The following is a 24632-nucleotide window of genomic DNA, read 5'->3' on the forward strand; positions in this document are numbered from 1 at the left end:
TTCTGCTCGGTCATTCCTGTAGAACTCGTGCCTTGTTAGCATTCTCAATTTATTAAATCAGCAACACTTGAACGAGGGTACAGCCTTCGTTAAGAGGGGAGATTTATGTCTTCTATTTCAAGTATGTCGCTCCGCGTCGTGTCGGCGTTGGTTGCGGTATTAAGTCTACTCATATGTTTTTATGGCTTGGCGAATGTAATGCCAGCGATTGGCGATTTTCGTTTGGGGCCGTTTCCGATGGTGTCATTCCGAGCTTCGTTCTTCGCATTATGTGTGATCACCATTGCATTATGTATGGTCGAAAACTACCTATTAGGTAAAGCGAACATTGTCGTCGCAGTGATCAGTACGATTCTAATGTTTATTATGCTGTGGTGTTGCTGGTCGTTCTATCAAATCAGCAGTGCATTGGATGACGGCATGATCTTTTTTAGCTCTCATGAAATGTGGATCGCAGTCTTAGCATCCGTTGGTGCATTGTTTTTCTGCTGGCGTATCTGGGGAATCCCTGTCGCGTTATTAGGTGTCTTTGGCATCTTGTATATGGCAACTGGACAATACTGGCCTGGCCCATTACAGACCGTGAACCATGATGTTAACGAGACGTTAGCGCAGAATTTACTCTACAGTTTGGATACGGGCATTTTAGGCAGCACATTTGCCATTGTAATCACCACCGTATTCCCATTCATCATATTGGGTGCATTGCTAGAAGGAGTAGGCGCTGGGGATTCGATGATCCGCATAGCGTTCCACTGGATGCGCAAGACTGCAGGTGGCCCCGCTCATGCGGCGGTTCTATCCTCTGCGCTATTTGGTACCGTTTCGGGGAGTGCCGTGGGTAATGTTGTCGGCACGGGTGTGATTACGATCCCGATGATCAAGCGTCGAGGCTTTTCTGCTAACTTTGCTGGCGCCGTCGAAGCATCTGCTTCAACGGGTGGGCAAATCATGCCTCCGATCATGGGCGCTGCTGCGTTGGTGATGGCGGATTTCGTTGGTGTAAACTACATGACGATTATCATTGCCGTACTGGTCCCTTCTATCGCTTATTACGGCAGCTTGTTCGCTATGATCGTATTTGAGTCACGCCGTCTAAATATTAAAGCAGACGACGAGTTCGAAGGTGTGGATAAGCCAAGCCAACAAGACTATCTCAATCTGTTACTTATTTTTGTTCCGTTAGCCATTATTGTCGCCCTGTTGTTGTATGGATTATCACCGTCAGGTGCATCCATCGCTGCGTTGGTCTGTTTGTTTCCGATGAGTTTAATCAATCCTGAGATTCGCAAAGCACCAGTGAAATTGGTTAAGAGCCTGTGTGTGGGGGGGCGTACATTTGCGGGTCTTTTGATGGCGATTGCCGCAGTGAGTATTGTGATCTCTGCTCTATCGGCAACGGGAGTACCGGTCAAATTCAGCGTACTGTTGTCGAGCATTGTCTCTGATTCGTTGTTGTTGTCGTTGGTCATTGCGGCGGTTTGTTGTGTAGTGCTGGGTATGGGAATGCCGACTTTGCCTGCTTATGTCACGGTCGCAACGATTGCTATTCCAGCAATGGAGTTGCTTGGTTTAGCGCCCATTACAGCGCATATGTTTGTCTTCTTTATTGCGGTGGGGTCCGCCATCACTCCCCCTGTTGCCATCGCAGCCTTTGCCGCGGCTACCATTGCCAAAGGTGGCCCTATCGGTACCTCCGTACAAGCCTCGAAAGTGGGCATCATGATTTTCATTATTCCATTCACCTTTGCTTTCAACCCGCTTTTATTAACTGTAGAAGACTCAGGTGTGTCGTTTGAACTGTTAGCGTGGCTATGGCTACTGGTTAAGCTGGCAGTGGGGATCGTATTAACGGCGACGGCTTTGACTGGCTATCACACTCACAAATTGCGCGTTTACGAAATTTGCCTACGACTTGCTGCGGCAGTGATGTTATTCGCTCCTAGCGTGTTTTGGGACCAAATCGGCATGGCATTGGCAATCGTGGTGTGGATCTGGCACGTGCGCTATGACCTTAAAACAATTCTTAGAACAAAAGGAGCATAACTATGCCTAACATTATTTACATTGTTGCAGATGATCTCGGGTATGCGGATCTCGGATGTTACGGTGGACGTGAGGCGCAGTTTGGCCAAGTTTCTCCAAATATTGATAAGTTGGCAGAGCAAGGGATGATGTTTTTAGACGGGTATGCTAACTCTCCAGTGTGCTCACCGACCCGTTTCGCTTTGATGACAATGGCCTATCAATATCGCTTTCGCGGTGCGATGGAAGAGCCAATCAATAGTAAAAGTCGTGGCAGTGATACGCTAGGGTTGCCTCCACACATTCCAACTCTGCCATCACAATTGAAAAAGGCAGGGTATTACACAGGATTAATGGGCAAGTGGCATTTAGGTTACCCACCACACTTTGGCCCACGTTCGTCTGGTTATGATGAGTTCTTTGGGATTATGGCAGGAGGAGTCGATTACTTCTCCCATAACAGTGGCTATGGCGATCATGACTTATGGATTAATGAAGAAGAACATAGAGAAATTGGGTATCTCACGGACCTTATTTCCGAGCATTCGTTAGACTTCATTCATCGTCGAGCGGGAGAGAATTCAGGCCAACCGTTTTTCTTGAGTATTCATTACACTGCGCCTCATTGGCCTTGGGAAACTCGTGACGATGAACACTTGGCAGACAGCATTGAGTCGTTGTTCCACTTAGAGGGTGGGAATATTCATACCTATCGTAAAATGATACACCATATGGACGAAGGCATTGGACGTATCATGGAAGCTCTAGAACAGCATGGTATTGCAGACGATACATTGATTGTGTTCACCAGTGATAATGGCGGAGAGCGCTTCTCTGATAATTGGCCATTAGTGGGGGGCAAAATGGATCTAACGGAAGGCGGTATTCGTGTGCCTTGGGTCGTTCGCTGGCCTGGAGTTGTTGAGCCCGGCTCGGTGAGTTTGCAGCACTGTATGACAATGGATTGGTCGCGGACTTTGTTAGAAGCGGGTAATGGGCCTTTTGATCCAGAGTACCCAGTAGATGGTGTCTCTCTCATGTCCGTGTTGAAGGGAGAGGAGGAGCGCTTTGAAAGGCCGTTATATTGGCGCATGAATCATCGCGATCAAAGAGCACTGCGTGTGGATGATTGGAAGTACTTAAAAGTTGATGAACACGAGTACCTGTTCAATATTACGAATGATGCACGTGAGCGTGCCAATTTGGCGAAAAAGTATCCTGAAAGGTTGGCTGATATGAGGCAGCAGTGGTTGGCTTGGAATGACACCATGCCCCAGATACCTGACGATGCAAACGTGAGCCTTTGTTATACCTTAGCAGACATGCCCCAGCGCTAAATTGCAGCGTAAAGGTAACTGCGAGAGTTGGCCTGCAAGCCAACTTGATTGCCAGCTATTGACCACGTTAATAGCTGGCTTTTTTGCTTTGAGAAGGCTACGAGAGTCGCAGTGTTAACTCTTCTTCAGACAGCGGCTTTGAAAATAGGAATCCTTGTATATACTTAATGTTGAGTTCACTTAGGATACGACGTTGTGCTTCCGTCTCAACGCCCTCGGCAACTACGTAATAGTCGAATGAGCGCGCAATCTGAGTAACGGCCTCGACGATAGCCAGCCCGCCTTTATCCATTGACCAAATGAATGAACGATCAATTTTGACACAATCCACATCAAACTCTTGCATCGAAGACAGCGAGGAATACCCAGTACCAAAGTCATCGATGGAAACCTGGACACCGCTAGCCTTGAGCCGATTAATATTGTCGATGAGACGGCGTTTATCATGTGCAAACAGAGATTCAGTGATTTCAAGCATTAATCTGTTCGCCTCTAAACCGGTTTGTTTAAGGATCACTGATACGTCGTTAGGGAAGTGGTCATCTAATAACTGTTGAATAGATACATTGACGCATACCGCAAGTTCAGGGCTGAGAGCTTGTAGACGTTTGCCAGCCATACATGCTTCGCCAAGTACCCACAGCCCGATTGGTTTGATTAAGCCGTACTGCTCTGCAATGCTAACGAACTCATCTGGTGGGATGAGTTCAGTATCAAGTTGCCAACGCAACAGTGCCTCGACTGCCACAATTTTATCGCTATTGGTCTCTATAATGGGTTGATACATTAAAAAAAGCTCGTGACGATGGATGGCGTTCTCGAGATGATCGCGTAAGTGTATTTCTCGTAGTAATTGCTCTCGCAGTGACTCGTTAAATAGGCCGACTTTACCCTTTTCATTGCGCTTTTGATCATACATAGCCATATCGGCCCGTTGAATCAAGCGTTCATGATCATTGCCATGTGCAGGGTAATACGCAACACCGATGGTTGCACCGATTTGTAGCTTAGAGCCGTCGATGTGATAAGGCTCTGATATCTGATCAATGAGATGCTGTGCACGGATAAGCGAGTTGTCATTCAAATCGATGGCGATTAAGAATTCGTCTCCCCCCCAACGACAAATTAGATCTTGGCTGTGACTTGATCTTGAAATTCGGTTCGCGGCGTCTGTGATAACGATATCGCCCACCTCATGCCCGAGGGAATCATTAATTGTTTTAAAGCTGTCTAGGTCGATAAATAGAATCGCTAGCTCGTTGCTTGGTTGCGTTTGAAGCCGATAATCGAGCTTTTCGACAAAGGCTTTGCGATTATAGAGTCCTGTTAGGGGGTCGATATTAGACAGAGCATAGATTTCTTTAGTGCGTTTGGAGACTTCTTGTTCCATGTGCTTAAGCAGGTGATCATTTTGATGCTTGAGGTGAATTGCATGGGACGTGAACTTCGCCGCTTTGTTCACACTGATGGCCATAATGATTGAAAATGTGACGGCTAACAGACCAATCTGATTGTGAAACACCGAGTCAGATAGCAGCAAAGCAATGGAATAGGGCAGCGTTAAAATGAGCGAGTAGGTCAGCGATACCCTTCTAGATCCTGAGAGAATATTCGCGGAGCCGCCGGCAAATGCGGAGATAACAATGCTGATAGCGGCGAGTTCAGTGACGGTTGTATAGGGCAGTAGGGCAATCGCATAAACGGCCCATAGAGTCGCTGTTAAGAGTATGCCAATAGAAAATCGAGTAAAGGCTCTGCCGTAATCAAAGTGGTTGGATGAATGTCGAACGCGGCGATAGAAATACACTATATCGACAAGGCGTAGCACTAGTATTGAGATAAATACCGCGAGCCAAGCATACTGTAATGTACGTACGACTCCTTGATGGTCAAACACGTAAACAAGAACCGATGCTGCAATAAAAGTGCTGACAAGCCCTGCGCTGATGTTTGCATAAAGGATGTCTATTGCATCGTTCCGTTCGCTTTGCGATACATTTAGTGATGACATATGAATATTGTTTCGTCCTTAATGAATATTGTCTCTCGATACCAAATGGATATATCTAGGGCGGCTAACGCTTAGTGATCAATATCTCAGTATAGGTTAATCGTCAGGGCTGCGTCGAAGTCGTATTGCTCGATGCTAGCTTTTAACATGGTCAGCTTATCGGCGGGTAAGGATGTATGCTGAAGTTTTTCTAAGAAAAATAAGGCGTCATCGGCATTACCAAGTTGGCAGGCATGTTGAAATCGATTGACCAATGCATGTATCTCACCTTCATCAACGATGTGAGAAGGCGCTGAGGTTGTTGTATCTGGGGGATCGATTTGTGGTGTCTCAGAGTCTGGTTTGGCTGTGGTCACTTGCTGCATTGGCAGAATTTTTTTAATGGCACGGTATAGCTGTTCAAGCTCGACGGGCTTTGGGACAAAGTCCGTAAAGCCATTTTTCAAATAAAAATGTTTTTCGTGCTCAAAGCTTGAAGCCGTCACAGCGATAACAGGCGTTTTAGTTAAATGCTTCTGGGAGCGAATATGATTGATGAGCGTGAGCCCATCCATATTTGGCATGCGGATATCGCTGAATACTATGTCAATGGGGCGGTCTATATAAGTGAGTGCTTGCTCACCATCCTCTGCAATAATTGTCTGAAATCCCATTTGCTCAAGCATGTGTTGCATCAGGCTTCGGCTGAGTTCGTCATCTTCGATGATCAGCGCTGTGACGGTATGTTTCAATCGCCAAGTTTGAGCCTGTAGGGAAACTGGTCCTTGTTGTTCAGAATGTAATTCAATTGGCAATTTAATGTGTACCTGTGTTCCTTCTCCGACGACACTGCTTAATGAAAAGCTGCCGTTCATCGCATCCGCTAAACGACGCGCTAAGACTAACCCGAGTCCAGTGCCCCCATGCTGTGTACCACTTTGTCCTTGGCTAAAGGGTTGGAATAGATGTTCTAATTCATCTTGATTGATACCAGGTCCGGTATCCGACACCGTCATACAAAGGTGTTGCTGCACATATTCCGCTTTTACTGTGACGGAGCCAGTATTAGTGAATTTAATCGCATTATCCACAGCATTTAATACAATCTGCCCAAATTTGGTTCTATCGATTGACGCATAATCTTGAGCACTAAGCCTGATATCTTCTTTAAACAATAAGCCTTTTGCTTCGGCTCGCTGACGGTGAAGCGCTAACAGTTCATCAAGTTCATGGCGTAAGGCGATGTTTTCTGGATTAAATTGCAGCTTCCCTGCCTCAATTTTCGATAAATCTAAAATGTCATTGATTAAGCTGAGTAATCGGCGACCCGCTGAATGCACCCGCTGGACTTGGCGAGCGGCTTCTGGATCTAGGCGTTCATTTTGAGTCAGAATTTGCGCGTACCCTAAAATAGCATTGAGAGGGGTTCGAATCTCGTGGCTCATATTGGCTAAAAAAACGGTTTTACTGGCGTTCGCTTGGTCGGCGATATGTTTGGCAGACTGCAGTTCTTGTTGTAGCAAGAAATTATCAGTGATATCTCGTGCGACTGAAAAAATACCGATGACGTGATTGTGTTCATCAAGAAACGGTATTCGTAGAACACTAAAGTAGGCTTTTGTCGCGTCGGTTGGCGTGAGCCATCCGGAGAAGTGGCTGGTGTGTTTGTGCTTTAGTAACGTTTGCAGTTGTTCCTGCCATACTTTTTTCTGGTCTGGCGGTAGCGTGTCGAGCGGTGTTTTATCTGAAAAGAAGCGTAAGTAAGCCTTATTCGCGATAAGTTCCTTTGGCTCAAATAATTCCAGCCACATAAGGTCAGGCACAGAATCATAAAGTAACGTAATCAATTTGTCGGTGCGGTTTTTCTCGATTTCTATTTGCTTGCTATGCGTCACATTCTCAATCGTGCCCGCTAGATAAGGACGTCTCGTGCTGCCAATCGTGCTGCCTTTTAATCTCAGCCAACAGGTATTTAGACTGTTGAGACGAAATGCGACACTTAATTGAGTGTCAGGGTTATTATGAGCCTCCCGAAATGCGTCGTGCACTGCACCTTGATCACGCGGGTCGATGATTTGTAATAATTCATTGAGGTTTGTCGGGTGTTTGGGTTGGCCCGGTACAATGTTGACAAATCCTCGCGCTAGTTCCAAATGAGCAGAGTGTTTGGGCATTTTCCATTCGACGGCATGGATGGCTGCTAGCGCAGTTTCAAAACGTCGCTTGTGCTGACGTAAAGCGGCTCGATTTGTCAGACCGTATGCAATGAGAGCGAGTAGGATTGCGATGATGAAAGCTAGCCACGCGACGTAGGTCCAGTTTGTCTTTTCTTTGGAGAAAAAGTCTGTGTTGTCGAGATACCAGTTTTCAGCAATTTGATAGCGCTGTTCTGGTGATAGAGAGTTGATCCAACGATTGTATAGCGCGGTTAGCTCTGGCCAGTCATTACGTACGGCGAACGCGAGATGGGTTTCGACGGGTAATTCACCTCGTAAATGCAATCCAGTTTTATCGAGCGCGGCTAATTGAAATTGGCCCAGAGCGTACGTGGTAACGAGGTAGTCAAAGCGATGTGATTCGAGAGCTGCCAAACCCTCCTGAATGTTTTCGACTTCAACAAATTTCGTGTTCGGGTAGCGCTCATATAGCTCCCATGTGTAGCCATAGGCTTTGATAAGTCCGATTTCGACATCACCTAAAGCTGGGATGTCATTGATTGGCGTGCCGACAGCATTGGAAATGAGTACTAAGTTATTTGTTAAGTAGGAATCGGAAAAAGTATGGGTACCAAACAGCACGGCGCTGCCAAGAACATCTGAGATGACATCAACTTGCTGTGAAGAGGCAAGCTCAAGCGTTTCCGCCCAAGTGCGGGTGGGGTGGAAGGAAATCGTTATCCCCGTGTCCTCCGTGAAGTGCTGCAGGAAGGAAGCTACAATCCCTATATATTCCCCGCTTTCTGTAAAGGCTTCAAAAGGGAGCCAGTTTGGATCACCCGAAAATGTGATGGTAGGGTGTTGGTTGATCCAATTTTGTTCGTCCTGAGTTAATTCAAAGCGAGTCTCCAATTCTTCTGCCAGTGCGATTGGAGCAACCCAGAGCAAAAAACTGCAAACAATCGCTAATGTGGTTCCATGCATTCTTGGACTCCCACTAAACATTTTTGCATGTTTTCTACGGTGAGTTCTTCAGGCTTATGGAAAAAGTACCCTTGTCCCCATTCTATTCCCATGTTGGTGAAGCGAGTCGCTAACGCTTCATTTTCGACAAACTCCGCGACGCATGGCTTTTTGAGTTTTTTAGCAACATCTAGTATGGACTGCACCATCGCCAAGCTGGATTCAGAGTGCTCGACTTCGCGCGCAAACATGCCGTCAATTTTGATGTAATCAAATGGGAACTCACGTAAATAGCTGAACGTGGAATAGCCACTTCCAAAATCATCAATTGCAATGCTGCAACCCAGCTCTTTAATTTGTTGGAGTACGGATGAGGTCTCAGAGACATGAATGATTTGCTCTGTTTCTGTGACCTCGAAACAAATCTTACGAGGATCTATTTGATACTGTGCAAGGGTATCGCAGATGTAATTAACCAAATATTTATCGCGTAATGTCGATGGGGAAAGGTTCAGAGCAACGTTATCAATTTTGTTCGTTATGTTTGGGTTGTGACTCATAAATTCGGCGACTTTTCGAATCATCCAACGGTCAATATCGGCAATCAATTGGTAGCGCTCAGCCGCATATAAAAAGCTGTCAGGAAACAGAAGTTTGTCTTGATCAGGTGCATACAATCGCACGAGGGCTTCGAGTCGAATACCGCAAGCGGTTGTACTAAGTGGGCTGATTTGTTGGAAGAAAACGCGAAAGTGGTCATATTTGATGCCATCGATCAGTCGTAATGCCCAATTTTGACGATTGTTTTGCCGCGCATCATCTGCTTCTAAATCATTGGCATAGCGCACACATCGCCCACCGTCACGCTTGGCGCTGTACATAATATCATCAGCCAGCATCAATACTTGATCAAAGGATGTGATGGAGTCATCGATTTGTACCACCGCAATGGTGGTACCGATATCAAATTCACGCTCATCCCAATTGAAAGTGAAATTTTCGAATTCAGAATGGATAAGGTTAGCTAGGGAAATGGCTGCCTCGCGTTCAGACGTCGGGTAAACGACAGCAAAGCTATCACCACTGAGGCGTGATACGAACGCTTGATGACCCGCAATGGTGGAAATACGTTCTGCAGCCTCACTCAATAGTTCATCTCCAGCGATCAACCCGCAACTTTCATTTACGACGCGGAAGCGTGATAAATCAATTGATAGATAAAAGACGGGTGCAAAAGTCTCGGCATCTTGGCTAATGATGTCGGCAATGTGAGACTCTAATGCGGTACGATTGTAGGTGCGGCTTACGAAGTCGTGATCGGCAAGGTAACGCAGACGATCTTGCATGTAACGTCGTTCGTTAATTTCTTCTCTTAGTTGCTTATTGGCAGTGACCAATTCCGAAGTACGTTGCCTGACGCGCTCTTCGAGTTCACCGTTTACCGTGCGTAGCTGTTGTAACAGTTGATGTCGCTCTTGGTGGTGCTGCACCCGTGCGATAACTTCATCCGCACTGATGGGTTTAGTGATGTAATCATTACCGCCGACTGCAAATCCTTGGCTGATATCATCCGTCCTGCCCGTGACAAAAATGATCGGAATCTCTTTAAAACGAGCATCTTTTCGAATTAGGCGACATAGCTCGAAGCCGCTGATCCCAGGCATCATAACATCAAGTAAAATGAGGTCTGGGACAAGCTGCTCAAGTATGGTTAAGGCTCGCTCACCGGATGTTGCAACGGATACATTGCAATCCAATGGCGCGATAACTTTGCGAAGTACATCTATGTTATCCGGAACATCGTCTACGATGAGAATAGTGAATGCCTTCATGTCGGTCCTTTACTGGGTGCCTGCATTATTTAAGAGTCGTTCATTTTGTACGCAAAGTCTAGTGTATAAATTCCTTCATATTTATTATAAAAAAACGTCAACTTGTCATTAAAAAGAAGATACAGTCAAAGAGTGTAACGCCCACGATTGACATACGTCCTAGATCCGATCAGGGTGATACTTTGGATAAGAATCAGAAATATAAGGTGATCTTATGACACAGCATTTAGTGTTAACGGTAATTGGTGACGATCGACCAGGGTTAGTCGAAGCTTTGTCAGACGTTGTAGTAGCACATGAGGGCAGTTGGAGCGAGAGCCGAATGGCTCATTTGGCGGACAAATTTGCTGGTATCGTTACAGTGGAAGTTCCAAGGGAGCAGGAGCAATCGCTAATTCAGGCACTTGAGGCCTTGTCTTCGGTTGGCTTAAAAGTGTCTGCAGAGAAAGCGTCACATGTGGCCAAGCTGGGTGAATCTGCGATGTTGTCGGTCATGGGTAACGATCGTACTGGCATTATTCGAGAAGTGTCCAAGACATTGAGTGGCTTGGGAGCCAATGTAAGAGACTTAAACAGCTATTGTGAGCCGGCGCCGATGAGTTCAGAGATGCTGTTTAAAGCGGAGCTGGAAATCAGCCTTCCCGACGATGTATCGATTGAAACATTGGAAGCCGCCGTTGAAGAAATCAGTAGTGATTTAGTGGTCGAGATCCAGAAATAATCTCTCTTTCAATAGGCGTCATATTAGGAAACATTGTGATGCCTATTGCAGCATTTCTAGAACCTGTTTCAATGGTACAATTTGTGGCATGATCTGGGGTTCTATTCGACAATCTAATGCATTTACCTTCTACTTTCCGCGCACTCGCAAATCTTGATTTTCGCCTCTGGGTTATGGGGGCATTCATTTCCAATATCGGTACGTGGCTACAGCGTACTGCCCAAGATTGGATCGTCATTTCTCAATTATCTGAAAACAATGCGGCAGCGGTTGGGACAGTCGTGCTATTGCAGTTCGTACCGCAAATCATTTTGCTTCCGGTAACGGGGTGGACAGCGGATCGTTTAAATCGACGTAAGTTGCTGATCACAACACAAGTGTGCATGGCTCTGTTAGCGCTGATTTTAGGTGTACTTGCTATCACGCAAATTATTGAGCTGTGGCATGTTTACGTATGTGCATTATTGCTCGGAATTGTGGCGGCGTTTGATGCGCCAGCGCGCCATGCATTTGTCTCCGATGTTGTCGTTGAAAAGGAGTTGACGAACGCCGTTGCATTGAATTCCGTTTCGTTTAACTCAGCACGCTTAATCGGCCCCGCAATCGCAGGGTTATTGATCGCTGTCGTGGGAGCGGGCTGGGTATTTATTATCAACGTGGTGTCATTTATCCCCTTGCTCACCGCTCTGGTGATGTTAGGTCGACGGGCCCTTAAAGGCATGCAAAGCAAGCATAGCTCGCATTCTAAAATGGGCTTTTTGGACGGATTTCGTTATCTAGCCGCTCACAAAGAGATGATTGTGGTGCTTGTGATGCTGTCGCTAATATGCGGCTTTGGGATGAATTTTTCAGTGTATTTGTCCGCCATGACCGTGACTGAATTCGGTGGCCACGCCAGTCAATATGGCCTACTGGTCTCGATGATGGCCGTCGGGTCCATTACGGGCGCAATGGTCACCGCGAGTCGACCCAAACCCAGCTTTGGCTTTATGGTATGCCTACCAGGTGTTTACGCGGTCGCCAGTTCATTGGTCGCTGTGAGTCCGAGTTTGATCACATTCTCATTACTGCTTGTTGTTCTTGGATTGAGTTTGCAATTGTTTACGACGTCTTCCCATACCTTTATGCAAACCGCAACGGAGCGAGCTTATCGTGGCCGGATCATGGCCATTGTGGTTGCTACAGCTTTAGGAAGTACAGCATTGGGGGCTCCACTAGTTGGTTGGATAGCCGATACCTTTGGTGCACGTTGGTCGATCGGAGTTGGTGGACTATCGGGGCTGATGGCGTTTGCACTGGGCGCTTATTATTTTCGCACGTCTTATCGCGCACCCTAAGTGTAAGTACCAGGTGATAGAGTCGTAGTGCCGATCAGAATTTACATACTTCAGACTCGTGTGAATGGCACGGTAGTGGTAGCATCACTGTTCAAATTTTGAGTCCTTTTTAGTAAGAGAATATTTCATGCCAAAGTACACTGTTTTAACTCGCGAACATCTTATTCGAGCGGAATCTGATGAGGAAACCATTGAGCGATTTAAACGTTGTGGTTATCAAAGCGTTGCCGAGTATGAGACAACCACCGCGGGCGGAGCATTAGGACAATACCGTGAAGAGCATGCAAGTGAACTTAACACCACGCCTCCAAAAATGTCACCGCGTATGCGTAAGGCACTATGGTTCGGTGGCGTTGGCGTGGTGCTTTGGGCAAGTTATTTGATTTTTGGATTATTACCGTTAGCGTTTGTTAACGAGTAGCGGTTACTCGTTAACGCTGGTTGCCTTGATAGTGAATCACTCTGAGTAGTAGATTGCGAAGCGGCTATTTGAGACTTAAATGATGTATTTCAAGACAATACTAAAAGCACTGATTAGCATGACGCTGAAAGTGATGACCATGCCTGCTTGGCGGAATGTCAGCGTTTCGTTCTTTTGACTGACGCCGTAGGCGTGCAGCAACCGCCCAACACACAGCAACGCACCGAGAATGAGTACCAACATCGGTGCGCCATTCATACTTTCGTACATCCAGAGTAGCAACAGAGCAAACGGCACGTATTCGCCAAAGTTGGCCTGTACTCGAATAGCACGCTGCAACAAGGGATGATCGCCATCGCCGATCCCAACTTGGTATTTAACACGCAATTTGATGATTCGCGCGCTAAGAAAGACATAAAGCAGTGCCAGTAAGGCCGCATAAATAGGAGTGATCATACGTTCATCCTTGATTGGAGGGGCAGGGTTAAAGAGTACACTCGTTGCGCGTTGGCGAAAAGCCTACTCATAATAAGACTTAATTAGAAAGCCGGACTCAGGCTCCTGAGTCCGGCTTTCTGTGTGGTATTTCATAGTCCGTTAATTACGGATTAAATAGTCGAAAGCACCTAGGGCTGCGGTGGCGCCTGCGCCCATGGAGATGATGATTTGTTTGTAAGGTACGTTAGTCACATCACCGGCAGCAAACACACCGTCCATTGAAGTGCGACCGTGAGTGTCGATGGCGACTTCACCACGCTCCGTCAATTCAATACTGTCTTGTAAAAACTCACTGTTCGGAACCAGACCAATTTGTACGAAGATCCCCGCCAGCTCCAATGTGTGTGATTCATCGGTAGTACGATCCGTGTAGATCAGACCTTTGACACGCTCGCCGTCGCCTAATACTTCAGTGGTCATCGCATTTTTGATGATGGTCACATTCGGTAGCGAGTTGGCTTTTTTCACCAAGACATCGTCGGCACGTAAGGTATCGCTGAATTCAAGTACGGTGACATGTTCCACTAGCCCCGCTAAGTCGATAGCGGCTTCGATACCTGAGTTACCGCCGCCGATAACCGCGGTTTTCTTGCCTTTGAACAATGGACCATCACAGTGTGGGCAGTACGCTACACCCTTGCCTTTGTACTCTTGCTCGCCTGGTACGTTCATTTCTCTCCAACGTGCACCCGTTGCCAATACAATGGTCTTACTTTTCAGCACGGCACCGTTTTCAAGCGTTACTTCAACCATCTCTTTTTTCTCGATGCGAGCCGCGCGTTGGGTTTTCATCACGTCCACGTCGTAATCTAAGACGTGTTGCTCAAGGTTGGCGACCATTTTCGGGCCATCGGTGGCTTGTACCGAGATGAAGTTTTCAATGGCCATAGTGTCGGCGACTTGGCCACCAAAGCGCTCAGCGACGATGCCGGTACGAATGCCTTTACGTGCGGCATAGATCGCTGCAGCGGCACCCGCTGGGCCACCCCCCACGATTAAAACATCGTATGGGTCTTTTTCGGACAATGCTGCCGCTTGTTTTTCGCTGGCACCGGTGTCTACTTTGTTAAGGATTTCGTCCAATGTCATACGACCTTGGCCGAAGTGTTCGCCGTTAACGTATAGCGACGGTACGGCCATGACGTTGCGCTGCTCAACCTCATCAGGGAACACGCCGCCATCGATCATGGTTGCCGTCACTTTCGGGTTTAGTACGGCCATTAGGTTGATGGCTTGAACCACGTCTGGACAGTTGTGGCATGACAATGAGATGTACACTTCAAAGTTCAGCTCAGTGTCTAGATTCTTAATTTGCTCAAGCGTTTCTTGTGCGGCTTTAGATGGGTGACCACCTGCTTGGAGAAGGGCTAGCACAAGGGATGTGAACTCGTGACCCATTGGTACACCGGCAAAGTAAACGCGAGCTTGTTCACCTTGTGGACCAACCGACATCTGCGGCGCGCGGCCTTGTGGATTATCGTCGATGGTTAGGGTGATTTTAGAGCTGTTCAGTTCTTGGATTTCAGTCGCAAGTTCTTGTAGCTCTTTTGATTTGTCGCTGTCGTTGGTGGACACAGTAATCTCAATCGGATTAACGATGTTTTGAAGGTATGTGCCCAACTGTTGTTTCATATTTGCGTCTAACATAATAATTAACCCGTTTTTTAGTTGAGAGTGATTACAGTGCCAATAAATTTCGGGCGAGAGAGGTCAGCACCTGTCTTCTGAAGGAGAGGGAGGCGTGAGGTTCCTTGGCTCGAAAATATGTTGTGGGCTTTGTTTCGCCTTGCACTGGAAGGCAAAGCCCGATGTTGGGCGCTAGGCGCCCAACACTGGAAGAGGCGTCTTAGATTTTGCCTACAAGGTCTAGAGATGGAGCAAGAGTCGCTTCACCTTCTTTCCATTTAGCTGGGCAAACTTCACCTGGGTGTGCAGCTACGTATTGAGCAGCTTTCACTTTACGCATTAGGTCTTCAGCGTCACGGCCGATACCTTCTGCAGTGATTTCCATTGCTTGGATAGTACCTTCTGGATCGATCAAGAAAGTAGCACGGTCAGCAAGACCTTGACCTTCACGTAGAACACCGAAGTTGTTCGTGATCGTCGCAGTTTGGTCACCTACCATGTAGTAGTTGATTTTGCCGATTGCTTCAGACGTGTCGTGCCAAGCTTTGTGACAGAAGTGAGTATCTGTAGATACAGAGAATACTTCAACACCCATAGATTGTAGTTCTTCGTACTTGCTCGCTAGATCTTCAAGCTCAGTTGGGCAAACGAAAGTGAAGTCAGCTGGGTAGAAGAAGAATACGGCCCATTTGCCTAGCACGTCCTTTTCAGAAATCTCTACGAATTCGCCTTCTTTAAATGCTGTTGCGTTGAATGGTTTGATTTGAGTGTTGATCATGTTTATCTCCTAAGTAAGTGTGTTCGCTCATTGCGTTACCGACACTGGTTATACTAAGGAGACCGATGATATTAGTGAAATTGTTAATAACTAAAATGTTAATTAGTTAAAGCTATAGGGTGGCAGGACGTTTACTCGTCTGGGTATTGGGCACGTATATCTTGAATTTGTCCAAAGATGGGCAGTGTAAGCGCAACAAGCTGGGGGTCAAAGTGTTTACCTGATTGTTCCGTTAGGTACTCAAGCGTCTGTTCCGCGCTCCATGGCTCTTTATAAGGGCGTTTGGACAGTAATGCATCAATGACATCTGCTAACGCTACGATACGACCTTCTAAGGGGATATGTTCGCCTTTAAGTCCATACGGGTAACCAGTGCCATCCCACTTTTCGTGGTGACTTAACGCAATAGAGCGTGCCATTTTTAACATGGGGTCACTGTCTTGGGAGAGAATTTCTGCGCCATAAATGGTGTGTTTCTTCATCAGTTCCCATTCTGCCTCGTTCAACCGTCCGGGCTTTAAAAGAATGGAATCTGACACGCCGATCTTACCTACATCATGCATGGGGGAAGCTTGGAAAATTCGTTCGATCCAATCATAGTCATCCACACATTGTTCAGCGATAAGTCGGGTAATGTGACTCATGCGAATAACATGAGCGCCTGTTTCATTATCCTTATATTCCACAGCACGTCCGAGGTGGTGAATGATACGCAGCTTGCTTTCTTGCAAAGCTTTGGTGCGCTCTTGTACTTTGAGTGCCAGTTGGCGATTTTGGTCATAGAGCGCTAAATGGGTTCTGACGCGTGCCTTGACCGAAGGCGGACTAATCGGTTTGGAGATATAGTCAACGGCTCCAAGCTCAAACCCTTTCTCTTCATCCGGTATGCTGTGTTTTGCGGTCACAAAGATAATTGGGATGCTGGCCGTAAGCGGATCACTCTTGAGGCGTCTGCATACCTCATAACCGTCCATGTTTGGCATCATCACATCGAGCAGAATAATGTCTGGTTTTGGGGTGCTACGCGCAATAGCAAGCGCTTGCTCACCTCGTAAGGCGACTTTAATAACATAGTTGTCTTGCAACGAAGCGGCTAATATATCGATATTTTCTGGGGTGTCATCCACGACAAGCACGGTGGCCTTTTGTAGGTTAGCTGCAACCGAATGCGCCTTAGAAATCTTATTCATCTTTTAAAACCTGTCTTTATTCTTGTGTTATACGAGATTTCAGCGCTGCTAGATGTTGGGCAGCTCTATCAAAATCGTAAACATTGACCGTGTGGATGATTTTTTGCATCAGCTTTTGTTCTTCAGACCCTGTGAAATAATGCTCTATATCGAGCGCAATGTCTTTCGCCTCGATTAAATTTTGCGAAATATAGCTGCTTAACTGATCTAGCATTGCACATTTCTTGCCAACGTTAGCCTCCATGCCCGAGGCGGTTGTACTTAATGTGGGTAATGTCGCTTCCCATTGTGTGAGAGCCTCAATAACTTGGTCGAGTTCATGGTTTAAGGCTGTTAATTCTGCTTGATGCTCTTGCCCTCTCTCAATTGCCGTCTCGAGTGTTTTCGCCTGTTTGGCTACCGTTGATATACCTAGTGTAGCGGATGTACTGTAAAGCGTGTGAGCAAGTCTTGTTGCAGATGTGTAATCTGAGCGCTCTAAAGCGAGCTGAAATCCGTCTGTAAAGGTTCTTTGCTCTTGCAGAAAACGGCGAAGTAAGCGTTTGTAAAGCTCCGGTGTTTGGGTGTGCTCCAAACCTAGGTTGGTATCAATCAAGGTGCAATCTGGCAACTCAGAGATATCTGTGTCATGAGTTGATACGTCACTAATGAGGGGCGGCGTAATAAGCTTTTGCCCCTTCGATAGCCACTTCGATATCGTTGAAAACATCTCATTAATAACAATGGGCTTGGCGATGTGATCATTCATTCCAGCAGCCAGTGCATGGTGAATGTCTTCTTTGATGACATTGGCTGTCATGGCAATAATGGGCAGGTCGGCAAACCTCGCCTGTTTGCGTAGTTCTCTGGTGGCTTGGTAACCGTCCATGACAGGCATTTGACAGTCCATCAACACTAAATCAAATGATTTTTCTTGAAGAATATTTAGGGCATCTTCACCGTTCACCGCAATACTTAAATGAATACCTGTCTGAGATAGCAAATCAGTGGCTAGCTCACGGTTAATCTCATTGTCCTCAACTAACAGGATTTTAGCGCCTTTTAGCTCTTCATAGTGTTTTTCATCCGATTGAGATGTTGATTCTGAGGTCGTCAAATGCTGCATTCCATAGGTGTTTGCGATGCAGTCAAATAGGTTGGACATGGTAATGGGCTTGGTGAGAAAACCCGCTACGGGCATATTTTGAGACGCGGCTTTTACATGGTCGAGATTATGGGCAGTCACCATGATAATGGTTGGAGGGGTATCCTCGTCAGTGTGTGCTGCAATAATTCTGCGGCAGGTTTCGACGCCATCAATATCAGGCATTTTCCAATCGACTAAGATCAGTTCGTAAGCACTGCCTTGCTGCTTCATGGCAGCTAACTTATCAAGGGCTTCTATGCCACTTGAAGCGCAGTCACACGTCAGGCCAAGCGCCTCAATATTGGCGCTAAGCACGTCACTTGCACTCTGGTTATCATCCACCACAAGGACTTTATGGATGTCGAGTTCCTGAGACCAGTGATAATCAGGGATTTCATCTTCAACGCGATCAAAGCGTATCGTAAAAGCAAATGTACTGCCTTCATTCTCAACACTTGATACTTGAATGTCACCATCCATCAGCTCAACGAGTTGCTTCGAGATGGCTAACCCTAATCCTGTTCCACCAAAGCGCCGTGTAGTCGACGTGTCTGCTTGTGAGAAAGATTGAAACAGCTTGCTACGCTGTGCGTCTGAAATACCGATCCCAGTATCTTGAACAGAGAACTTTAGGGTGATGTGTTCACCTGTATGATTCAGATAAGCGGCCTTGATAATGACTTCGCCAGACTGTGTGAATTTAACGGCGTTATTACCTAGGTTTAGCAACACCTGTCTCAGGCGCGTGGGGTCGCCAGCAACGACCTGTGGTACGTCTGGGTCGATGTCAAAGATCAGCTCTAGGTCTTTTTCTTCCGCTTTTAAGCCTAGGGTACTGGCTACTTCCTGCATCACTTCTTGCAAGCGGAAAGGAGTGGTTTCAATGTCGACCTTACCCGCTTCAATTTTAGAAAAATCCAAAATGTCATTGATGATACTGAGTAGCGAGACCGCAGAATTTCGTACTTTTTGGATGTAATTACGCTGCTTACTATCTAGGTCCGTTTGCAGGGCAAGATAGGACATACCGATGATTGAATTCATCGGCGTCCGTATTTCATGGCTCATGTTAGCTAAAAAGTCGCTTTTAGCGTGGCTGGCGTTTTCTGCTGTTTCCTTTGCTTCTTGAAGCGCACGGGTTTGATCTGCAATTTCTAGCTCTAGTTCTTCTTTATAGGCCTGTAATGACTGTTGCCTGTTGTAACGGTCGGTGATGTCTCGCCATGTGCAAATGATGGCGGGTGAGTCATGGTACATGACACGAATTAGTGTCATGTCGACATAAAGCTGCTGACCAGTTTTTTGGCAAAAACGCCAATCACAGCGATAATGCCCGTGTTGCTCAACTTGGCTGAATACATCATTGAGATACGATTCATACTGAGGGTCATCGAGCTGACCCGATGGCGATAGATCCTCTAACGTACGTGATATAAGCTCAAATTTGTTCCCATAGTCGAGTGTGTTAACGGCCGCGTCGTTACACTGGGTGATGGCTCGGTTGACGATGATCCAAGCTGGGTCTGGCGACGTTTCAAACATTGAGCGGAAGCGATCCTCACTTTCGCTTAATTCTGCGAGTTGGCGTTTCACGCGATGAGAAATGGCCAATGCAAAAAGGGTCAGTACTGTAATCGTTAAAGCACAGATCCAAATGATCGTATGGGAGACGCGAGACAATTGTTGATTCATTTGTACTTCGAATTCGCTTGCTCGCACACGCGCGATGTCACTGACTTCATCTAGATATTTAGGCAAAGGTAAAAAAATGATTTCCAGTGCTTGGTTCAATGCTGTTTTTTGCGTTTCTAAGTTTAACGCTTGTAGGCGTTCAGCAAAGAGCCCCCGAGCTTCTAAGTTCAGCACGTTAGCGTCGTAGTCAATATCGCCTTGCTCACCTACGAGTATGGCTTTGAGTTCTTTCAATAAACGCTTAAATTCCTGAGTGCTTTCTGGGTATTCATTATTCGCTTGGGACGCGACATAACTTAATTGGTCAAACGCTGGACTAAATTCATTGTTAAGTAGGTGATGTAGCTGCTCCGGTGTCGTGGCGGTGGAGGCTAGATTAATCGTGACTTCGAGCGTGGCAATGTCGTCTACGATGGTTTTTAAGGAAGACTCTAATCTGGAGGACTGAAGGTCCATATATTGACGCGCAAGTGCGAGCTGCTCAGACGGATCACTTGATCGATAGAAGAAATAGAGCATGCGGCTTTCTTTTAGCCGGTTACGGCCAGAGAGGCCATAGAGTACTTTTTTTAGGGCATCGGCCTTGAATAGTGCCTTTTCAAGCAGGTTGTTACTGGCGACTTGTCGCTCGAATTCTGATTTTGTTTGATACCAAGTGTTTATTTTCGCAGTAATCTCTTCGATATCGAGTCCGCGATTGTGCATCGCGTTTCCGACAGAAACTGCCCTAGGATTTTGCGGCATGGCGGAGCGGAGAGTATCAACAGCGGCGGTATAGCGATCGGTTCGCTCTTGGTCATCTTGTATCTGATTGGCCCCATCAAACAGGGCTTGCCGTAGGCGGCTGCGTTTTTCTGGGACAATTTCTCGTAGCTCTGCCGCAGCGTCTAGGATGGTTGCTTGTTGTGTCCGAATCTCTTTTTGTTTGCCACGTAGATCTTGCATCGTGTTCGTCAGTATTATTGTGCCGACAATCGATGAAAGAAGACCAAGCGTCGCGAGAATCCATACCAACGAGGATACGGACACTTGTGTATGCAGAGGTTTACTCATTCTGCGCTCCTACAGAGAATGGTATCGCTTCTATGTGGATTGAGGCCTGTTGATTGTTGGATACGCTCACGGCTTCACCATCCAGTACCGCACTTAGCCAAATTTTGGGTGGCGCTAACGTATCGGAATTGATTTTTCTTGAAAGGGAAAGCATCGTCTCTAACCCTAAATCAAACTCGTCTAAATTTTTTAACGTTGTAATGATCTCTGTACTGGTTGGTGGTGTATTGGGGTGGTACTTGCTAAGAATATACCCGAAAAAACGTGCTGAGATATAGCCATCTAACTCCAGGGTGGTAGGGGCCGAGGCGTCCTGGCTGTACCTTTCATAGTCTTCTAAAAACTCTTTGATCAAAGGGAGGTTGGTTTCTGTTAAGGGCGGAGTAACTTGTGACACGAGAGTCGTAGCACGTGTGGTTTGAGTGAATGTTGCTAACGATTCCAAGCCGCTGAAAGAGAGGGCCGCAAATAAAGGTGAGATGCCTACTTCATCTAGGTTTTTAATGAGTTGTGCGCTGGTCGCGGATGTACTTACGAGAAACACTACCTTTGGCGTAGGAAAGCTCGATACAATATCCGCCGCAGCGTGGGAAGCCGAAGTATGGTTACGCAGGTAACGAATTAATAGGACGTTGTCCGCATTCTTAACGCCATAGTGATTGAGCGCCGCCATCAGACCTTGTACCCCCGCATCGCCATAGGCATCTTTCTGGGCCAGAATGGCAATTTCATCACCGGTAATATCTAGGTTACAAATGAGAGTTTTTACCAAATAGAATGATTCTTCTTGGTACGTTGTACGAAAACTGAAGATATGACGACTGGCGCGCTCGGTTCTCAATATATCCGCACCAGTGATCGGCGCAATCAGGGGGATGTCATATCGCTCTAAAATGGGTAGCGATGCAATGGCGGTCGGTGTGCCGATGCTGCCGACCAGCGCTTGCACCTTAAAATCATGGATGAGCCGATTAACCGTTGTAGTGGTTTTCTCTGGGTTATATTCATCGTTTAAAGCAATAAAGGACACGTCATAATTGAGCGTCTTGGCAGCGTTTGTATGTTGTATGCCTAACCGTAGACCGTGCGCAACACTGTCACCCAAGAACGCATTAGGTCCTGTAAAGGGGCCGGTAAACCCTATTTTCAGGGAATCTGCATACCCAGCTCCGCCTAGGCTGAATGCCGCACAGAGCATAAAAAAAATGCGGTGTATTAGGCGTCTGTGCAAATTTGTCATGACACAATATTCTCTTCGGTTCATCGAATTAGCAGTATCGAGGATATATTCGTATTAGCTTAAATAGTAGACATTAATTTTAGTAGCACTAATGTCTTGTCGTGTAGGGGATTTGTCACGTTCTGTTAAACGCTTAAGTTGTCATTGTAACCAAAAGGCGATTTGGCCGTAGGAGAAGAGAGTCAAAATAGCTTTTCGTAAGGAGCGCTCTAGGCAAAGCAATATGACTAGAGCGCTTGATGAGATGGATTAAATGACTAGCGCCATTGCGCGATACGAGCCAGTTGTAAATGACGCTCTCGCTCGGCTTGATCCACGGAAACACATTGAAAACCGATCGTATCACCAGGTTGTTTCTGTGATAGCAGGCCGCCGCTAAACGATGTGACACAGCCTATTTTCGGGTAGCCGCCAATGGTCTGACGATCACGTAATAAGATGATAGGTTGGCCGTCATTGGGAATTTGCACCGATCCATAAGCGATGCCCTCAGAGATGATCCCTTTTTTATTACCATTGATGGCTTGTCCACTCATTCGATAACCCATTCGATCGCTTTGTGGTGTAACCGTAAACTCACTACCAAAGAAGCGTGCGCGATCCAGCCCCGAAAATGTGTCAAATTGATAACCCATTACCACAGCGATGTCTTTACTGTCGTAATTTGGGATGGCAATGCGAGGCACAATTTTCTGATCGTGCTTTGACGTAGCGGTATAGGGCAGCACGTCCCCTTTTTGTAGCTTATGACCTTTGCCCGTTTGCCCCCCCAACGACTCCCGCATAACCGTTGCAACGCTGCCTAATATTGGTGCAACGTCAAAGCCGCCTTTAACGGCCAAATAGGCCCGCAAACCATGTGAAGGTTGTTTGAACTGCAGAATGTCGCCTTTTTGAATCGCATGCGTTTGCCATGGCAAAATTGGGCGATCATTTAGCGTGGCACCCAGATTAGCCCCTGTCAGTGCGATGCTGGTCGGCGCTTGAGCCTCCAGCGTGAACATTCCAAAGGTTATCTCGATTTGCGCACTGTTATCTGGATTATCCAATAATGCGTTGGCCCAACGAAACGCGAGCTCGTCCATCGGCCCACCTGTGGTGACACCAAGGTGTTGATAACCATGACGTCCTAAGTCTTGCACAAGCGCCAGCATACCGGATTTTAAAACATTAAAAGCCATCGAGTGTGCCCCCTTGTGCTAAAAACTCATCCCGTGAAATGGGCTCAAATCTGACTGTGTCGCCCGCTTCAATAAGGGCTAGACTTTCACTCCCCCAATCCACGAGTTGTAATGGTGTGCGACCAATGATTTGCCAACCTCCAGGCGTACTAGAAGGGTAAACCGCGGTTTGCTGTTCCGCGACAGCAACACTGCCTGTTGGGACTTTTAATCGCGGAGTATCTTTACGCGGACAATGTAGGGCCTCAGGCGTATTACCTAAGAACGCAAACCCTGGGGTAAAGCCAATAGCATAAGCTCGATAGGCCGTTTTTGAGTGCTGCGCAATCACTTCTTCTACCGTTAAATGGCAATACTCTGCTAAGTATTCTAAGTCTGGACCGACTTCAGAACCGTAGTAAACAGGAATCACCACTTCGCGGGCATCTTGGTCGGCGGCGGTATCAAAGTCTAATGATTGAACAAGCGTTGTCACTTGTCGGCAAATGGCAAAACGATCGTAGTGATCCGTATCAAAAATCACGAGTAGCGTTGTGTATGATGGAATCAAATCGATGATGCCTGCGATCTTTCTCAAATGATGTGAGACTATCGTGATTTGATCTGCCGTCTTGTTACTGATGGTTGCCGAAAATGTCAGGCGACATGCTTGCTCGCTGACCATATCAATGCGAACCTCAGGTGTAGTAGGCGTAGTATTATACATAGGAGCTCTTACCCATTTGAGCCTTCGACAACGGCGCGGATGCGTTTGACGGCGTCAACAGCGTGAGCACCATCACCGTGAACACAGATCGTATTTGCTTCGACCGCTAGTGACGTACCGGATTCGGTGGTCAAGGTGCCGAATTGACTTAACTGCAATACTTGCGCCTCAATTAAATCAAAGCTTTGGTGGACCGAAAGTGGTTGACTGCGCGGCGTCAGTCGGCCGCTATCGCTGTACAGTCTGTCTGAAAAAGCTTCGAACCATAACTGAAGGCCGTATTTTTGAGCGAGGACTTTCACTTCCTCTACTTCGGGGATCGCCATGACCATTAAGATCAATGAGGAATCCAGCTCACTGACTGCCTGCATCACTGTTTCAAGCACACTGAAATCTTTCATCATTGTGTTATACAGTGCGCCGTGAGGTTTCACATAGGCCACCTCAACACCCTGTGCTCGACAGATGCCTTGCAATGCGCCAACTTGATATTGGATCAAGGCTTTCAATTCTGTAGAGGCGATGTCCATATTGCGACGCCCGAATCCTACTAGATCTGGGTATCCTGGGTGGGCGCCAATGGTGACTCCGTGATGCTTAGCTAATGCCACTGTTTTGCTCATGGTAAGGGGATCAGAAGCGTGGAAGCCACACGCAATATTGGCTTGATCAATATAAGGCATGATTTGCTCGTCTAGCCCCATGGGCCATGCCCCAAATGCTTCGCCCATATCACAATTAAGTTTCATAAAACGCTCCT

General features: G+C 46.8%; 17 protein-coding genes. 5 read left to right on the top strand and 12 right to left on the bottom strand.

The features are described 5' to 3' along the window. The first annotated feature begins 105 nt into the window (after positions 1-105). Both DN730_RS07030 and DN730_RS07035 read left to right on the top strand, forming a co-directional pair. Positions 106-2046 (top strand): TRAP transporter permease, encoded by a 1941-nt coding sequence (locus DN730_RS07030; protein ID WP_115467388.1) that lies wholly within the window; start codon positions 106-108, stop codon positions 2044-2046. Positions 2047-2048: 2 nt separating this feature from the next. Beyond that, entirely contained in the window at positions 2049-3362 is a 1314-nt protein-coding gene (locus DN730_RS07035; RefSeq protein WP_211313840.1) for a sulfatase-like hydrolase/transferase, read from the top strand. A gap of 97 nt (positions 3363-3459) precedes the next feature. On the opposite strand, the gene DN730_RS07040 is transcribed toward DN730_RS07035, so the two are convergent. The 3 genes from DN730_RS07040 to DN730_RS07050 all read right to left on the bottom strand — a co-directional run bounded on the left by DN730_RS07040 (position 3460) and on the right by DN730_RS07050 (position 10303). After that, complete coding sequence (locus DN730_RS07040) at positions 3460-5373, bottom strand: putative bifunctional diguanylate cyclase/phosphodiesterase (protein ID WP_115467390.1); 1914 nt, start codon at positions 5371-5373, stop codon at positions 3460-3462. A gap of 86 nt (positions 5374-5459) precedes the next feature. Continuing rightward, entirely contained in the window at positions 5460-8492 is a 3033-nt protein-coding gene (locus DN730_RS07045; RefSeq protein ID WP_158541186.1) for an ATP-binding protein, read from the bottom strand. Next, a complete protein-coding gene (locus tag DN730_RS07050) occupies positions 8474-10303 on the bottom strand; it encodes a two-component system response regulator (protein ID WP_115467392.1) in 1830 nt (609 codons plus the stop codon). The genes DN730_RS07045 and DN730_RS07050 overlap by 19 nt, the downstream gene beginning before the upstream one ends. Positions 10304-10517: 214 nt before the next feature. Between DN730_RS07050 and DN730_RS07055 the strand changes: the two genes are divergently transcribed. From DN730_RS07055 to DN730_RS07065, 3 genes are all read left to right on the top strand, one after another. Further along, positions 10518-11024: a glycine cleavage system transcriptional repressor gene (locus tag DN730_RS07055; protein WP_115467393.1), complete on the top strand. Its 507-nt coding sequence runs from the start codon at positions 10518-10520 to the stop codon at positions 11022-11024. Between the two features lie 116 nt (positions 11025-11140). Beyond that, the gene (locus tag DN730_RS07060; RefSeq protein ID WP_115467394.1) at positions 11141-12361 is read left to right on the top strand and encodes an MFS transporter; all 1221 of its coding nucleotides are present in this window, start codon (positions 11141-11143) and stop codon (positions 12359-12361) included. Positions 12362-12488: 127 nt separating this feature from the next. Beyond that, a complete protein-coding gene (locus tag DN730_RS07065) occupies positions 12489-12782 on the top strand; it encodes a hypothetical protein (protein WP_115467395.1) in 294 nt (97 codons plus the stop codon). Between the two features lie 75 nt (positions 12783-12857). Here DN730_RS07065 and DN730_RS07070 read toward each other — a convergent pair whose 3' ends face one another. The 9 genes from DN730_RS07070 to DN730_RS07110 all read right to left on the bottom strand — a co-directional run bounded on the left by DN730_RS07070 (position 12858) and on the right by DN730_RS07110 (position 24621). Further along, positions 12858-13238 carry an MAPEG family protein gene (locus DN730_RS07070; protein WP_115467396.1) on the bottom strand — a complete coding sequence of 127 codons (381 nt, stop codon included), beginning with the start codon at positions 13236-13238 and terminating at the stop codon, positions 12858-12860. 141 nt (positions 13239-13379) lie between these two features. Next, positions 13380-14927 (bottom strand): alkyl hydroperoxide reductase subunit F, encoded by a 1548-nt coding sequence (gene ahpF / locus DN730_RS07075; RefSeq protein WP_115467397.1) that lies wholly within the window; start codon positions 14925-14927, stop codon positions 13380-13382. Positions 14928-15126: 199 nt separating this feature from the next. After that, complete coding sequence (gene ahpC, locus DN730_RS07080) at positions 15127-15684, bottom strand: alkyl hydroperoxide reductase subunit C (RefSeq protein WP_115467398.1); 558 nt, start codon at positions 15682-15684, stop codon at positions 15127-15129. 131 nt (positions 15685-15815) lie between these two features. Beyond that, positions 15816-16874, bottom strand: a complete 1059-nt coding sequence (locus DN730_RS07085) for a response regulator (protein WP_115467399.1) — start codon at positions 16872-16874, stop codon at positions 15816-15818. Between the two features lie 16 nt (positions 16875-16890). Next, a complete protein-coding gene (locus tag DN730_RS07090; protein ID WP_115467400.1) occupies positions 16891-20745 on the bottom strand; it encodes a PAS domain-containing hybrid sensor histidine kinase/response regulator in 3855 nt (1284 codons plus the stop codon). Beyond that, a complete protein-coding gene (locus DN730_RS07095) occupies positions 20738-21985 on the bottom strand; it encodes an ABC transporter substrate-binding protein (protein WP_158541187.1) in 1248 nt (415 codons plus the stop codon). Before DN730_RS07095 ends, DN730_RS07090 begins: the two co-directional genes overlap by 8 nt. 257 nt (positions 21986-22242) lie before the next feature. Continuing rightward, positions 22243-23166 (bottom strand): 5-oxoprolinase subunit C family protein, encoded by a 924-nt coding sequence (locus DN730_RS07100; RefSeq protein WP_115467402.1) that lies wholly within the window; start codon positions 23164-23166, stop codon positions 22243-22245. After that, positions 23156-23872 (bottom strand): 5-oxoprolinase subunit PxpB, encoded by a 717-nt coding sequence (pxpB, locus tag DN730_RS07105; protein WP_115467403.1) that lies wholly within the window; start codon positions 23870-23872, stop codon positions 23156-23158. Before pxpB ends, DN730_RS07100 begins: the two co-directional genes overlap by 11 nt. An 8-nt stretch (positions 23873-23880) precedes the next feature. Continuing rightward, a complete protein-coding gene (locus DN730_RS07110) occupies positions 23881-24621 on the bottom strand; it encodes a 5-oxoprolinase subunit PxpA (protein ID WP_115467404.1) in 741 nt (246 codons plus the stop codon). Positions 24622-24632: the final 11 nt, after the last annotated feature.

It is taken from the genome of Marinomonas piezotolerans (genome assembly GCF_003362755.1).
In the GTDB taxonomy this organism is placed as follows: Bacteria; Pseudomonadota; Gammaproteobacteria; order Pseudomonadales; family Marinomonadaceae; genus Marinomonas; species Marinomonas piezotolerans.